Origin of the sequence: Sulfitobacter sp. SH24 (genome assembly GCF_965641895.1) — a bacterium.
GTDB classification, from domain to species: domain Bacteria; phylum Pseudomonadota; class Alphaproteobacteria; order Rhodobacterales; family Rhodobacteraceae; genus Sulfitobacter; species Sulfitobacter dubius.
On sequence record NZ_OZ282575.1, the window covers coordinates 736,153 to 750,309 of the forward strand.

14 protein-coding genes are annotated in these 14,157 nt (G+C 59.7%); 7 read left to right on the plus strand and 7 right to left on the minus strand.

Features of this window, described 5'->3' with window-relative positions:
- Positions 1 to 51: 51 nt before the first annotated feature.
- Positions 52 to 1,116, plus strand: coding sequence for an AbrB family transcriptional regulator (locus ACSQ16_RS06125; RefSeq protein WP_394805067.1), 1,065 nt, complete (start codon positions 52 to 54; stop codon positions 1,114 to 1,116).
- On the opposite strand, the gene ACSQ16_RS06130 is transcribed toward ACSQ16_RS06125, so the two are convergent.
- The 6 genes from ACSQ16_RS06130 to ACSQ16_RS06155 form a co-directional block, all read right to left on the minus strand.
- Positions 1,091 to 2,065: a D-2-hydroxyacid dehydrogenase family protein gene (locus ACSQ16_RS06130; protein ID WP_243261319.1), complete on the minus strand. Its 975-nt coding sequence runs from the start codon at positions 2,063 to 2,065 to the stop codon at positions 1,091 to 1,093. The genes ACSQ16_RS06125 and ACSQ16_RS06130 overlap by 26 nt on opposite strands.
- 8 nt (positions 2,066 to 2,073) lie before the next feature.
- Positions 2,074 to 2,232, minus strand: a complete 159-nt coding sequence (locus ACSQ16_RS06135) for a hypothetical protein (RefSeq protein WP_269345510.1) — start codon at positions 2,230 to 2,232, stop codon at positions 2,074 to 2,076.
- Positions 2,233 to 2,239: 7 nt separating this feature from the next.
- Positions 2,240 to 3,055, minus strand: coding sequence for a universal stress protein (locus ACSQ16_RS06140; RefSeq protein ID WP_243261318.1), 816 nt, complete (start codon positions 3,053 to 3,055; stop codon positions 2,240 to 2,242).
- Position 3,056: 1 nt separating this feature from the next.
- Positions 3,057 to 4,145, minus strand: coding sequence for a 4-oxalomesaconate tautomerase (locus ACSQ16_RS06145; RefSeq protein ID WP_243261317.1), 1,089 nt, complete (start codon positions 4,143 to 4,145; stop codon positions 3,057 to 3,059).
- Positions 4,146 to 4,156: 11 nt separating this feature from the next.
- Entirely contained in the window at positions 4,157 to 6,187 is a 2,031-nt protein-coding gene (locus tag ACSQ16_RS06150; protein ID WP_243261316.1) for a tripartite tricarboxylate transporter permease, read from the minus strand.
- Positions 6,188 to 6,258: 71 nt separating this feature from the next.
- The gene (locus ACSQ16_RS06155) at positions 6,259 to 7,335 is read right to left on the minus strand and encodes a tricarboxylate transporter (protein ID WP_243261315.1); all 1,077 of its coding nucleotides are present in this window, start codon (positions 7,333 to 7,335) and stop codon (positions 6,259 to 6,261) included.
- A gap of 150 nt (positions 7,336 to 7,485) precedes the next feature.
- Between ACSQ16_RS06155 and ACSQ16_RS06160 the strand changes: the two genes are divergently transcribed.
- Positions 7,486 to 8,157, plus strand: coding sequence for a response regulator transcription factor (locus ACSQ16_RS06160; protein ID WP_243261314.1), 672 nt, complete (start codon positions 7,486 to 7,488; stop codon positions 8,155 to 8,157).
- Positions 8,154 to 9,524 carry a sensor histidine kinase gene (locus ACSQ16_RS06165; RefSeq protein WP_093928269.1) on the plus strand — a complete coding sequence of 457 codons (1,371 nt, stop codon included), beginning with the start codon at positions 8,154 to 8,156 and terminating at the stop codon, positions 9,522 to 9,524. The genes ACSQ16_RS06160 and ACSQ16_RS06165 overlap by 4 nt, the downstream gene beginning before the upstream one ends.
- Before the next feature lie 418 nt (positions 9,525 to 9,942).
- Here ACSQ16_RS06165 and ACSQ16_RS06170 read toward each other — a convergent pair whose 3' ends face one another.
- Positions 9,943 to 10,920 carry an AraC family transcriptional regulator gene (locus ACSQ16_RS06170; RefSeq protein ID WP_243261312.1) on the minus strand — a complete coding sequence of 326 codons (978 nt, stop codon included), beginning with the start codon at positions 10,918 to 10,920 and terminating at the stop codon, positions 9,943 to 9,945.
- Between the two features lie 157 nt (positions 10,921 to 11,077).
- Here ACSQ16_RS06170 and ACSQ16_RS06175 point away from each other — a divergent pair, with 157 nt between their 5' ends.
- The 4 genes from ACSQ16_RS06175 to ACSQ16_RS06190 are packed head-to-tail and all read left to right on the plus strand — an operon-like array spanning position 11,078 to position 14,081.
- Entirely contained in the window at positions 11,078 to 11,527 is a 450-nt protein-coding gene (locus ACSQ16_RS06175) for a cupin domain-containing protein (protein WP_243261311.1), read from the plus strand.
- Positions 11,528 to 11,539: 12 nt separating this feature from the next.
- Positions 11,540 to 12,373, plus strand: coding sequence for an alpha/beta hydrolase (locus tag ACSQ16_RS06180; protein WP_317405797.1), 834 nt, complete (start codon positions 11,540 to 11,542; stop codon positions 12,371 to 12,373).
- Positions 12,370 to 12,840, plus strand: coding sequence for a cupin domain-containing protein (locus ACSQ16_RS06185; protein WP_093928273.1), 471 nt, complete (start codon positions 12,370 to 12,372; stop codon positions 12,838 to 12,840). The genes ACSQ16_RS06180 and ACSQ16_RS06185 overlap by 4 nt, the downstream gene beginning before the upstream one ends.
- Positions 12,837 to 14,081, plus strand: a complete 1,245-nt coding sequence (locus tag ACSQ16_RS06190) for a flavin-dependent oxidoreductase (RefSeq protein WP_243261309.1) — start codon at positions 12,837 to 12,839, stop codon at positions 14,079 to 14,081. Before ACSQ16_RS06185 ends, ACSQ16_RS06190 begins: the two co-directional genes overlap by 4 nt.
- The last annotated feature ends 76 nt before the right edge of the window (positions 14,082 to 14,157 follow it).

The following is a 14,157-nucleotide window of genomic DNA, read 5'->3' on the forward strand; positions in this document are numbered from 1 at the left end:
ATTGCATACAAGTGGATACAATCGTATCCCAAAGGGGTCAAGCCCGGAAGAATGAGTGAGTGGACGCCCATGCGCATTTCCCAATCGACCCTAAATCGCACGCTGACCCTGATCCTCGCCGGGGGTGGTACTTTGGTCTTTTGGCGGCTTGATCTGCCGCTGCCATTTCTTTTCGGGCCGATGGCAGCCTGCCTTATCGCGGCATTGTCGAACGTACCGATCAAGGGCTTCGGTCAAGTCTCGGTCGCAGCGCGCACGATCCTCGGGGTGGCGGTCGGCGCCTCGATTACGCCTGACCTGTTCTACCAACTCCCGCAAATGGCGATGTCGGTGGCCTTGGTGCCGGTTTTCATTACACTCATTGGCTTGATCGGCGTTCCGTTCTTCCGCCATGTCTGGGGGTTCGACGGGCCAACGGCCTATTACGCTGCCATGCCGGGTGGCCTGCAGGACATGGTGATCTTTGGTGCCGAAGCGGGGGGCGACCCGCGCGCACTGTCCCTGATCCATGCCACGCGGGTGTTGATTATCGTCACCCTTGCGCCTGCCTTCCTGACGTTGGCCTACGGGGCAGGGCTGACCAATCCCATCGGCGCACCGGTGACGGAGCTTCCGGTGAGCGAGATGGCCCTGATGGCCGCCGCGGCCTTGATCGGCTGGAAAGGGGGAGAGCGGATCGGCCTCTTTGGCGCGTCAATCCTTGGCCCCATGATCGTCACCGCTGTCTTGTCGCTCTCCGGCCTGATCCACAGCCGCCCGCCAGCCGAAGCCATCCTTGCCGCGCAGTTTTTCATCGGCTGCGGGATCGGCGTGCATTTTCTGGGCGTGACATGGGGCGAGCTGACGCGGGTGGTGCTGGCGGGCATCGCCTATGTGCTGGTGCTCGCCGTCTTGGCCGCAGGTTTCACCGGCCTCGTCACTTGGGCAGGGTTGGGCGATCCGGTCGAGGCATTCCTCGCCTTCGCGCCGGGCGGGCAGGCCGAGATGACGGTGCTGGCCATCGTGACCGGCGCGGACTTGGGATTCGTCATCACGCACCACCTAACGCGCATTGTGCTGGTGATCGTCGGCGCGCCGCTGGTCGCGGGCCTTATGGCGCGTAGACGGAAGGGTTGATCATATGGATCGGTGCGCCTGCCGCATAGGCGTTCACCTGTTCGAAGATATCCGCGAATTGCTTGTCGAATTCATCCTCGGTGACAAAGCCGATATGCGGGGTGGCGATCAGCTTGGGGTGGGAGAGCAGGGGGTCTTTGGGATTGGTCAGCGGCTCTGTGTCAAAAACATCCACCGCTGCCGCGCCCAAATGATCGGCGTTGAGCGCATGCAGCAGCGCGCCTTCGGCAATCAGCCCGGCGCGGGAGGTGTTCACCAGTACCGCGCGGGGCGACATGGCGCTGAGGTCTTCCGCGGTGACACTGCCGCGAGTCTCGGGGGTGAGGCGCAGATGCAGCGAAACCACCTCACATGTGCCGAAAAACGCCGCGCGGCTCGTGGCGACGGTCTCGCCATCAGCTTTCGCCCGCGCGCGCCCGGCGTCAGAACTCCACCAGATGACCTCCATCCCGAAGGCGCGGGCATAGTCGGCCACCACACGGCCAATGCGCCCATAGCCATAAAGCCCCAGTCGACGCCCGCGCAGGCTGCGCCCGACGCCCATCTGCCAGTTGCCCGCCTTGGCGCTGGCCATCTGCTGCGGCAGTTGCCGCATGGCTGAAAGGATCAGTGCAAAGGTTAGTTCAGCTGCCGCGTGGTTGGCCCCGTCCGCGCCTTTGTTGGAACACAGCAGCACGCCCTGATCGGTGCAGGCCGCGACATCCACATGCGGATGGGCGCCGCGCTGCGAGATCAGGCGCAGGTTTGGCAGACGCTCCAGCAACCCCTGCGTCACCTTGGTCCGCTCGCGAAACAGCACCACGCAGTCGGCATCCTGTAAACGGTCGGCCAAGATCGCCTCGTCAGGCTGATGATCCGTCCAGACGGTCACGTCGTGCCCCGCCAGCAGGTCAAAGCAAGGCAACCCGCGCAGGGTGTCGAACCAGTCGTCGAGGATATGAACCTTCATCCCTACACCTATGCGGACAGCGCGTTGATCGCTTTGCTCACCCGCTCATGTAGGATCAGCAGATCGGGGTCGCGGTCCTTCTGCGTGCCGATGCTGGCAATCAACTCGGCGCGCAGTTTTTCCAGATCACGGCGGGCGGTGTGGATTTTCTCGTAATTGGTCATCATTCGCTTCTCAATGGGACAACAGAACGGGGATTTTGATCTTTTCCAGCACCTCGGCGGTCACGCCACCAAGGAAATCTTCGCGGAACTTGGAGTGCTCATAGGCACCCAGCACCAGCAGCGACGGATCGTGCCTTTCGCAGTAGGACAGCAGCGTCTGCGCCACCGGATGGGTGGTGGGAAAGTTCTCATGCACCGCTTCGACGCCGTGGCGGTTAAGATGGGTCATCAGGTCGGTGATCGGCCAAGAGGTCCGTTTTCCGACAGTCAAAACACTGACCCGGCCTTCGGTCTCAAGTAAGCGCAGGCTGTCTGACAGTGCCCGCGCGGCGGCGCGTCCGCCGTCCCATGCCAGCGCCGCATGGCTGTGCCGCGCGCCTGCGTCATAGCCCGCGGGCACCACGATCACAGGACGCCCAGATTGCAAGGCGATGCGGTCCGGGTGGTGGGTCACATGAGCGTCGTCACTCTCGGTCCGGGCGCCGACGATCAGCATGTCATAATAGCGCGCGCCTTCGGAGAGCAGCGTGTCGACGCGGCCCGTCTCTTCGCGGATATCCAGCGCGTCGCCCAGACCGAGGGAGGGGCGGAGTTCTTCGAACCGGCGGGTGACCTCGGCCAAGATTTCGCTGTTGGCTGCCTCCAACAGGGCACGGGCCTCTTCAGGGATCCAACGGGAACGACGGTCGATCACCTCATGCGCGGTATGCGCAAGGATCGCCGTCACATGTGCGCCGCGCTGTTTGGCGAGAGAAGCGGCATAGCGCAGCGCGGCGACGGAGGCGTCGGAGCCGTTGAAGGCGACAAGAAGGTTCATCACGGGCATGTCAGCGACCCTCCCAAATGCGCGAGGGGACAAAGACACAGCCATCCGCCAGCTTGCGCGCCGTCCGCAGCAGCCCGGCGGAGTTCAGCGCGAACCCTTCTGACGTGTCGTAATCCACCAGCACGTCAATCGTACCCGAGGCGTGTTCGAGCACCACATCGGCTGGGCTTTGGCCGGGGCGGTCGAGCAGCCCATCCGCCACACTGCCGGGCGTGAGCGCGCAGGACGCTAGGCATTGCGCCCCGGTCACCGCCATGGAGGGGTGCGTGTTCCACGGCATGAAATAGCGTGTCGCGATGGTGCCACCGTTTCGGGCGGGGGCGAGCAGACCGAACTTCGGCGTGACGGATTTTGACACGTCCCCCATGCCCATTGCGGCTCCGGCCTGAAGGCGGATTGCTTCCATCCGCGCAAAGAAATCTTTGTTTGCATCGAGTTCAGCGACGCTCTCGTAACCGGTCAGGCCAAAGTCCGTCGCGCGGGCGATGACCATCGGCATGGCCACATCCATGCAGGTGACTTCGACCCCGTCAAAGGTATCGCGGATGTTGCCCGTGGGCAAAAACGCTCCGGTCGAAGAGCCGACGACACCCATGAAGTTTAGCGCCACGGCGGCACCGGCACCGGGCACGCCTGCGATCTGGGTGTTGCCGTCATAGGTGAGCACGCCACCGGGGGTCAGCACTTTGGACAGCACCTTGGCCCCGGTGTTGACCGCGTGGATTTTGACATCTGTCACATCGCCGGTGGGTTGGACGAGGCCCAATTCCACCGCCGCAGGGCCGACACCCGACAGGATATTTCCGCAGGTCGGTTTGAAATCGACCAGCCGATCCTCGACCGAGACCTGCGCAAAGAAATAGTCTACATCGGCCCAGTCATCGTCCGAAGGCGAAAGCATCGCGACCTTGGTGGTGACCGCCGCGCCGCCGCCGATGCCGTCGATGTTGAGCGGATGGCCAGAGCCCACCACGGCGAGTAGCACTTCGGCCAGCGTTTCGCGGTCTTCCGGCAGATCCGCGCGGTTGAAGTATGGCCCCCGCGAGGTGCCGCCGCGCATGAAGAGATAGGGGATAGCAGTCTGTGTCATCTCTAAGCTCCTCAGTTCAGCGGCCACGGCAGATCGACTGCGCCTTGCAGCAGACCGGGTGGGAAATCACGGTTAAGCGCACCGGCCATGACGCACATCAGCGCGATGCCGCAGGCGGTCAGGATCAGGGTTTTCGGCCAACGTGCTTGTGCCCGGACCCGCAGGAAGCTGACCAAAAAGCCCAAGAGTGCGAGGATGAAGCCGACGAAGTAGGTGGCGATGATCAGCCCCACGAACCAAGCCAGCGTGCCCCACAACCCGTAGGGCGCATCCGCGTCCTCGCCCGAGACTTCCTTGTCGGCAAAGATCGCATCGCTTTCGGGACGCAGGATCATCTGCACCAGCAAGATCAGCAGCGCAGCCAGGGCGATGCCCCCCACAACCAGCGGCACGATCTTGTCGGTCATATTGTAGTCAGGGATCAGCGAGGCATTGATCAGCGCGGCCACGACGTAGCCCATGATGATCAGCAAAAAGACCAACGGTGCGCGTTTGGATCCTGACTGAACGTCGCCTTCGGCCATGATCGACTTGGCCTGACGCAGGCCCAGCACGACAGAGACCACGGTGACGATCAGCAGCACGATGACGATTGGAGAGAAGATATAGTCCATGCCTTCCTCAAAGGATTTGCGGAACCGAAACGATGCGATCTGAAACGCTTGGTTCGAGAATTTCTCGACCGGGTTGGACAGCACGAAACCGATGAGGAAAGCCGGGCGCGACCAGTCAAAACGGCGCAGGAAGATGCCGATCAGCCCGATCAGGAAGAGCGCAAGGATGTCTTCGAAGTTCTGCCCGGACTGAAATGCCGCGAAGGAGATCAGCATGAAGAGGAACGGTGCGAGGTAGGTGAAGCGGATTGTGGTTAGCTTCGCGATGCCGCCCGAAGCCGCGATGCACAGAAGCGTGCCGACGACATTGGCCAGCGCCAGCAACCAGACGATCGAATAGGTGATGTCGAGGTTGTCGCGCAGCATCGATGGGCCGACTTCGATCTCGCCAGATCCCAACAGCGCGATGGCACCAATGAAGATCGCCATGGAGCCAGAGCCCGGAATGCCGAAGAGCAGGGTAGGGACCAAGCCGCCGCCCTCTTTCGCGTTATTCGAGCTCTCCGGCCCGATCACACCGCGCACTTCGCCTTTGCCGAAGTTCGATTTGTCCTTCGTCGTTTGAACCGCATGGCCATAGGCGATCCAATCAACGACAGAGCCACCAAGTCCGGGAATAACGCCAACCACCACGCCGATCAGCGAGCAGCGCACCGAGAGCCATTTGTTATCAACCCAGTCCCGCACGCCTTCGCCCCAGCCTGCGCCAAGCTTGGCTTCTTTTGAAATGGCCCGGTCTTGACGAAGAAGCGATACGATCTCGGGCACCGCAAAGATGCCCAAGCCGACGATCACCAGTTTCAACCCGTCTGTTAGATAGGGGATGTCATAGGTCGCCATGCGCAGGGAGCCGCCAGCATCAGCCTCCCCAATGGTGCCGATGAGCAGGCCGAGGCCCGCCGCCGCAAGACCCTTGAGCGCCACGCGCCCCGCCAGCACCGCCACCATGGACAGGCCGAGGATTGAGATCATCAACATTTCAGGCAGGCCGAAGGACAACACGATGGGCCGCGCGATGACGATGAACATCGTCAGGAACGCCGCGCCGACCAGACCGCCGAAGAGCGATGAGGTGAATGCCGCCGAAAGCGCCCGCGCGGCTTGGCCTTTCTTGGCCATCGGAAAGCCATCGAGCACCGTGGCTTGGCTGGCCGAAGACCCGGGGATGCCCATTAAGACCGAGGCGAAAGTGTCAGAGGTTGGCACCACCGCGACCATGCCAATCATCAGCGCCAGACCCAGCACAGGGTCCATGCCGAACATGAAAGGCAAAAGCAGCGACAGCCCCGCGATCCCGCCGAGGCCGGGAAAGACCCCGACAGCGAGGCCCATGACCACGCCCAGCACCAGATATCCCAGAACCATAGGTTGCAGAATGAGAGCCCATGCCTGGCCAAGCGCAGGCAGAGCGGTTGCGAACAGATCCATCGCACCGACCTCGAAATGTTAGAATAAAGGGGGGTGGCCCCGGGATTGACCCGGGGCCAAGAGGGTTCCGCTTACTTCAGCGAAACGCCATAGGCTTCTTGCAGCCAATTGGTGACGAAGGCCTTCGCCTCCGCAGAGACGGTCGTGCCGCGCTGCGTCGCCTTTGCCGCGCCTTCGCCTACGAAGACGGGGTATTTCCCGACACGCTTCTCGGCGATCTGGGCGAAATCTTCGCGGTTGCGCACCGCGTCAAAGGCCGCTGTGTAGGTCTCGATCACGTCATCGGGCGTCCCTGCAGGCAGGAAGGCGATCTTTTGCACCGGGAAGCCAGCGATAAAGAAGGCTTTCCACGCGTCCCAAGCCTCACCTTCGGTCTCACAGCCTTCGGTCGCTTCGCAGACTTCTTTAAAGGTCAGGATGTCGGGGAAAGTGGGGTCACGAACGATGTTACCGTCCTCGTCCAGCGCACCCCAGGTCATCATCGGCACGGCTTGACCCTTTTCGACCAAATCGGCAGAGGCACCGAGGTAGCTTGACGAGGTCTGATAGTCGATCGTGGCCTCGCCGCGTTCAAACATAAGACGGCCATCGCCACGGCCCTTGATGCCAAAGACCGGCTCGACATTCATGCCCAGCATCTCCCATGCCAGCAGCGGCACGAGGTCAAGGCGCGTGGCCCCCTGCGAGCCGTAGATGAAGTTGACGTCTTTGAGATTGTTGGCAGTGCCGTCGAATTTCTCACCGTCTGTGGGGTTCAGATAGGCGACCCCGCCGGTGCCCGATGCCATGACAGGCTTCCAGTCGCTGTACTCATACCGCACGCGCGGATCGTCCAGCAGATAGGGGAACTGGGTCGAGCCAGAGGTGCCGAAAAGGACCGTGCCCTCGTCATGCTCTTGCTCTTGGAACCAGTTGGCGCCTTTGGTCGAACCAGCACCTGGCATGAACTTGACGACGACGGTGGGGTTGCCGGGCAGTTCTTCGGACAAGAGCGGGGCAAAGAAGTTGGCCCATTTGGCCGAGCCACCCGTTTCCGAGAAGGGGATGACCCACTCGATGGTCTTGCCTGCAAAGTCAACCTCGGCCAGCGCCGGAGCGGCGAGGCAGGCGGCGGATGCAGCGGTTGCGGCGAAATACTTGATAGTCATAGGTGTCCTCCCGTAGACATTCTGTAGCGGTCAGACTTTCACATCTGCCGTCGTTCGGATTTGTTTTAGGGAACGAATCCCTCCTCCAACACGGGCACACTGCCTTTCCAACCTTGCGCGAAACTTGCGCATCAGGATTAAGTTTTAATCATGCGCATAGCAGTCATCGAAGACAATGAGGCCCTTGCTCAAGGAATTGCCCATCGCCTGCGCGATCGCGGCCATGCGGTGGACCTGCTGCACGATGGGGAAGACGCGGATGCTTTTCTGCGCCATGAGGGGGCAGACTTGATCGTACTGGATTGCAATCTGCCCGGTTGCGACGGGCTGGAGGTTCTGACCCGGCTGCGCCGCCGTGGCGATGGCACGCCGGTGATCCTGCTGACCGCGCGGGCGGAGACTTCAGAGCGAGTAGCAGGGCTGGATGCCGGGGCCGATGATTATCTAACCAAGCCCTTCGAGATGGATGAGCTAGAGGCCCGGCTGCGGGCCATGGCGCGGCGCAAAAACCTTGAGTTCGCCGCCCGCGACGCGCTCGGCCCCTTGGTCTTTGACCGAACCAACCGCCAATTGCTGAAGGATGAACAGCCACTGGCCTTCCCCCGCAAAGAACTGGCGACGCTTGAATGCCTGCTGGAGAGGCGCGGGAGGATCGTGTCGAAATCCCAGTTGATCACCCATGTCTACGGCACCGGGGCCGAGCAGGAAGACAGTGCCATCGAACCGCATGTGTCGCGTCTTCGCAAACGGTTGGAGCCCTTCGGCATCCGCATCAAAGCCGCCCGTGGGCTGGGCTATATGCTTGAAGTCGACAGCGCATGACCTCGATGTCGCTGCGCTCTCGGCTTTTCATGTTGATCCTGCCGCCGCTGCTGCTGCTTTCGATCGTTCTGGGGTTTTGGCGCTTCGAAGTGGCGCAGCGCACCTCTGAAACCCTGTTTGACCGTAGCCTGCTGGCCGCAGCTTTGGCGATCTCACGCGATGTGGCGATTTCTGGTGGGGATGCGCTTTCGCCCAGCACGCGGGATTTCGTCTCGGATGCCGGGGGCGGTGAGCTTTTTTACCACGTCACGGGTCCCGGGGGCATTTACATCACCGGCTATGCCTATCCGCCCGTTTCCGGCGGCCGAACGGGCGAGGAGATGCTGAACTACACGATGGCTGAGTATCGGGGCGAGCCTGTGCGGGTTTTGCGGATGCGAGAGAGCACGACCATCGGCAACCTGACGGACGATACGATTGTCACGGTCTGGCAAAGGGACAGTGATCGCAATGCTTTCGCCGCCGCCTTGGCGCGCCGCGCGGCGGCGTTAATCGCCAGTCTGATGGCGGCCCTTGCTTTGGTGGTCTGGTTCGGGGTGAAGATCGGCCTGCGCCCCTTGAACGATTTGCAAGATGCGATCCAACACCGATCCCCCGATGACCTGCGCGATATCCGCCGCCCGGTCCCGGCTGAAGTCTTTGGTATTGTCGCCACATTGAACCGGCTTTTCGGGCAGGTGCGCCAGAGCATTGAGGACCATCAGGTCTTTATCTCCAACGCGGCGCATCAGCTGCGCAACCCCGCCTCCGCACTTTTGTCATTGGCCGAGGTTTTGCCGGATGTCAGCGACCCGCAAGAGCGTCGCCTGCGCGAACGCGAATTGATTGCCGCCGCACGTAAATCGGCGCGGCTCGCCAATCAGTTGTTGTCTCTTGAACGGTTGCGTTACGACGAGGCACCAACATTCGACGCGCTAGAGCTCAACGCTGTCGCTGCCGAAGTCTGCAGTGACTTTGCCCCGACGGTCCTGTCGCGGGACATTGGCTTTGGCTTCGAGCCATATCCTGCCCCGTTACCGGTGAATGGTGATAGCGTGCTGCTGGGTGAGGCGATCACCAATCTAGTTGAAAACGCGCTGTCCCATGGGGGTCCAGGCCTCTCCGCGATCCGCGTGAGCACCGTGGCCGAGACGGGGTATGCGGTGCTGACCGTACAAGATGACGGCATCGGCATCCCCAAAGACAGCACGCAGGCCGCGTTTCAACGGTTCGGTCAATTGAGCGAAGGGGAGGGCAGCGGGCTTGGGCTTGCCATCGTTCAGGATGTTCTGCGCCGTCACGGTGGTGACGTCGAGCTGTTGCCGCAGGATCGGGGGTTGGTCGTGCGGTTGAAAGTTCCGTTGGTGTCGCCGGTCGCAAAGCCCTGATACAAACTGCGCGCTGCTCTAATCCGTGTACTCAGTTACATAGGTCAAATGCATCGATCCTGTCGACCGCATCGTGGTTTGGTGCAGACTTTCCGTTCTAAATCAAATTCGCTTGCTTGCAGGTATTTAGTTTCATGCAATTCGGTTTGTGGTCTGCAAGCGGCGCATAGGGAGCGGCAAGGCGACAGAGTTTCGATGGTGCGACAAAGCCGTTCTAAACTTGGGGAAAGGATTAAACGTAAGACGCTCGAAACGCGGCGCTTGCATCACAGACAACGCCCCGCATAGTCAAACCAATCAGATGAGCCGAACTCTCTCTTAGTGTCGGCCGCCATTGGTCCCCAAAACCTTGACGGCGGACAGGGCTAGGGAATGCGCTGTGTTTCCCTCCCAGCGGTCACTGACTGCGCGTCCCAGTTCACATGCGCTTACAAGGCGTGTGGCCAAATCGAGTGCGGTAGTAGGATGCAAAGCGACCCATGTGCGAGAAGCCGCAAGAATAGGCGGCTTCGGAAACGCTGGGCACGTCACGCCGGGCATGGAGCAGGTAATGCGCCGCGTCCAATCGGGTGTCGCGCAAGACCTGCATCGGTGTCTTTTGGAAAACCCGCAGAAACGATTTTTGCAGCGTACGGACATTCACTTCGGCAGCGGCTGCGATATCAAGCACTGTGATCTGTTCGGCTAGGTTGGCATGCATGAACTCGAGGGCATGGCGGATGTCGCGGGGTCTGGTGCCGCCGTCGGATCGGGCAATTATATGAGAAATATTGCTCCGTTGGAGTGTCAGTAACGCATAAACCAAATCGTGCTCAACCTGCAGGTCACTGCCCGAAAGGGGGCGCTGAAACAGCCCGCCGTTTTCAATCGCAGCCGCGCATGCGGCAAAGGCGCGTTGCAGTTTTTTACCGTTGGGTCGTGTGAAATCGACCTTCATATCAAAGCGGATCGGGCCGGGAGGCGGTGCCCCTGTGAGATTGCGGGCAACGGTCTCAAGATGTGCACTATCGATCTGGAACAAGAGCTTTTGACAGCTTTCCCCCCACCGCAAAAGCGCAGAGCGGTCAGGGTTCAAAATCGTCCCTACGCCGACATGCGCAGTCATCTCGTCGCCCCGGTGCGCAACGCTGGCTTTGCCCGACAATGGCATCTGGAACAAATAGAAAGAGCCCAATTCGCCCGGATCAACGGTGACCTCGGCTCCGTAAGATAGATAATTCACCGATAAATGCTGCCCGCGCACTGCGTTGTGGGTCACTGAAAGCTGTGAATTGCGATTGCTCACATCCAACCGGTGATCGCAGAACCTTTGCGACACTTTAAAGCGCGCCTCGTCAAGATCGCGCGTGCGCAAGACAGGATGGTTTGAAAAGTATGACTGGCGGTGCAGTGACATGATGATCGGTTATACTCCTTAGATGCAGGCTAGAGAGAACCATGGTTATTTCAAGCTTAAAGCATCCGGCGCAAACTTACGTTCGTTTTCTGGATAACCGGTTTGGCACCTTCTGGTGCAGTGTCTGTAAAAAGTTTCACCAAAACGGGGTATCAAGATGAAAAACGCTGTCACTAAAGCCAATCGTGGATTGAACGATCATAGCTGGAATGTCGTAGGGCAAACCTATGTTCCAAAGCTCTATAGCGAGGAGACATTTGTTTGGCATGCCGCGCTTCCTGCCGACAGTTTTGTGCCCCCACACATCCATCCCCATCAAGATGAATGGATCTATGTGCTTGAGGGTGACCTTGAAGTTGAGTTTGGGTCGGAGCTGCATAAAGCCGGGCCGGGCGACACGATAAAAATGCCCCGCGGCGAAGCGCATGGCATATTCAACCGCTCTGGCAAGCCTGCCAACTGCATCTTTGGGGTGGCCCCCTCCCGTAAGCTTTACGAGCTTTTTATAGAGTTGGACGGTGTCACTGATCCTGCGGAACTGGTGCGGATTTCGGCGCTGTATGAGGTCGATTTCCTGCCGCCCCCTGATGCGCCAGAGCAGGGTTAAACAATGCAGTCAATGGATTGGGATGATGCTTTTGCCAATATGGCATATGTGGAAAATTCTCATTTGTTGCCGGATTTTTGGGCAAACCGCGCCGCAAGTTATCGCGCGGAATTGTCGGATCGGCGGCTAGAGGAAGACATCCCTTACGGCGATGAGCCACGTCAGAAGCTTGATATCGTCTGGCCCGACGGCGCTCCGAAAGGTCTTGCAGTTTTTGTGCATGGCGGATTTTGGATGCGCTTGAATAAATCTCACTGGACGGACTTTGCGGAAGGAATGCGCGTTGCGGGGTGGGCTGTGTGCATCCCTAGCTATACATTAACCCCGCAGGCCCGAATTGCGCAGATTACCCGCGAAATTGGCCGGGCGATTACCGTGGCTGCCGCGCGCGTGGACGGGCCGATCCATCTGGCCGGGCATTCAGCGGGCGGGCATCTGGCGACGCGGATGCTGTGCAATGACTGCCCCCTCGAGCCGGAAGTGCAGGCGCGCATTGAGCATACGTTGTCGATCAGCGGGCTCCATGATTTGCGCCCTTTGATGCACACGAAGATGAATGAAACGCTGAAACTTGATGCACAGGAGGCGCGCGCCGAAAGTGCCGTGCTGCGTGATCCCGTTTGCGCGGGTACGTTGACCTGCTGGGTGGGCGGGGGCGAGCGGCCTGAATTCATCCGGCAGACCAGTCTATTGCCCATGATGTGGCAAGGTCTGGGCGTCGCAGCGCGGCATCAGATAGAGGGCTCGCATAATCACTTTACAGTTCTTGAGGGCCTCAAACTGCCAAACACGCCAATTACTGACGCTTTCTTAGGCAGCGCAAAACTTAAAGGAACCGACACATGACAGAAATGGAAGCTGGCATTGTTAAATCCCAAGACAGTATGGATGCTATTCGTTGGAATATCCTTGGACAGATTTACGTTCCCAAGCAACTGACGGAGGATTGTTTTTCATGGCATGCAACATTGCCGCCGGGGACATTTGTGCCGCCTCACATCCACCCCGAACAGGATGAATTCCTTTATATTCTTGAGGGTAAATTTGATATCCTGCTTGATGGCTTGGAAATGATCGCCGAGCCGGGTGACCTTGTAAAACTCCCGCGCGGTATTCCGCATGGCATCTTCAACAAGACGCCTAGTGCGGTCAAAACATTGTTCTGGGTGACCCCGTCCTTACGGCTTTATGATCTGTTCTGGGCATTGAACAATTTGGGCCCTGACGCCAATCCAGCGGATGTTGTTGCGGTGTCAGCGGCCCATGCGATTGATTTCCTGCCGCCCCCCGACGAGGAGGGAGATAGCGCATGACTATACTGATTGCAGGCGCTGGCATTGGCGGGCTGACCGCCGCGCTGATGTTGCACCAGCGCGGCATCAAATCACAGGTGATCGAGCAGGCCACACAGGTGCGCGAAGTGGGTGTTGGCATCAACACCTTGCCTCATTCAATCGCCGAGCTTACCGAGCTTGGTCTGTTGTCACGGCTGGACGAGGTGGGGCTGCGCACGCGCGAGCTGCGTTATCTTACCCGAACGGGCCAAGAAGTGTGGCGCGAATTGCGCGGCATACATGCAGGTCATGAGCACCCCCAGTTTTCGATCCATCGCGGGAGGTTGCAAAAACTGCTGCTCGATGCGGTGATCGAACGTATGGGGCCGGAGGCGGTACAAACAGGGCTGCGTCTGGCTGGTTTCGTGCAAGATGATGCAGGTGTCAGCGCGCATTTCACAGATGCGCATGACGGGTGTTCTTCGCGCACGTTGCGTGGCGAAGTGCTTATCTGTGCAGACGGCATTCACAGTGTGGGACGCCGCCAATTTTACCCAAGCGAAGGCCCTCCCAGCTGGGCGGGGGTGGTCATGTGGCGCGGCGCCGCTGAATGGCCGGTTTGGGAGGACGGGGAGACAATGGCGATTGCTGGCGGGCTGGGGGGTAAACTTGTTCTTTATCCGATTGCACCAGCCAAGGATGGCCGTCAGCTGATGAACTGGGTGGTGAACATCCGCATGGCAGATGCAAGTGTTTCCCCACCGCCGCCTGAAAGTTGGTCGAAAATGGCACCGTTGGCAAAGGTGCTGCCCTATGCAAAGCGCTTTCACGTGCCGGGAATGGACGTTGAGGCGCTTGTGCAAGCAAGCGGTTCAATTTTTGAATATCCAATGGCGGACCGCGATCCGTTGCCGCGTTGGACGCATGGGCGCGTGACCCTGCTCGGGGATGCTGCGCATCCGATGTATCCGGTCGGATCAAATGGTGCCGCGCAGGCGATTTTGGATGCGCGCTGTCTGGCGGATCAACTGGCAAAAGCCGAACACCCGCGCGAAGCTTTGTACCGCTATGAGTTGGAACGTTTGCCCAAGACCGCCGAAATTGTGAGGACAAACCGCATCGGAGGCCCGGAGCGGGTGATTGATGAAGTTGAGCGACTCAAGCCTGCAGGTTTTGATAACATCAATGATATCTTGAGTGTTGCCGACAGAGAGAGCATCGTCAAAGGCTATGCAACAATGGCAGGCTTCTCTGCTCAACAGCCAGGGAATGGTGGCTGAAAAAACGCGATAAGGATGTAAGACTGGCTCGCATAAAGCCGGAACAATTAAGCCCCGAAAAATAACAAGGGGCAAA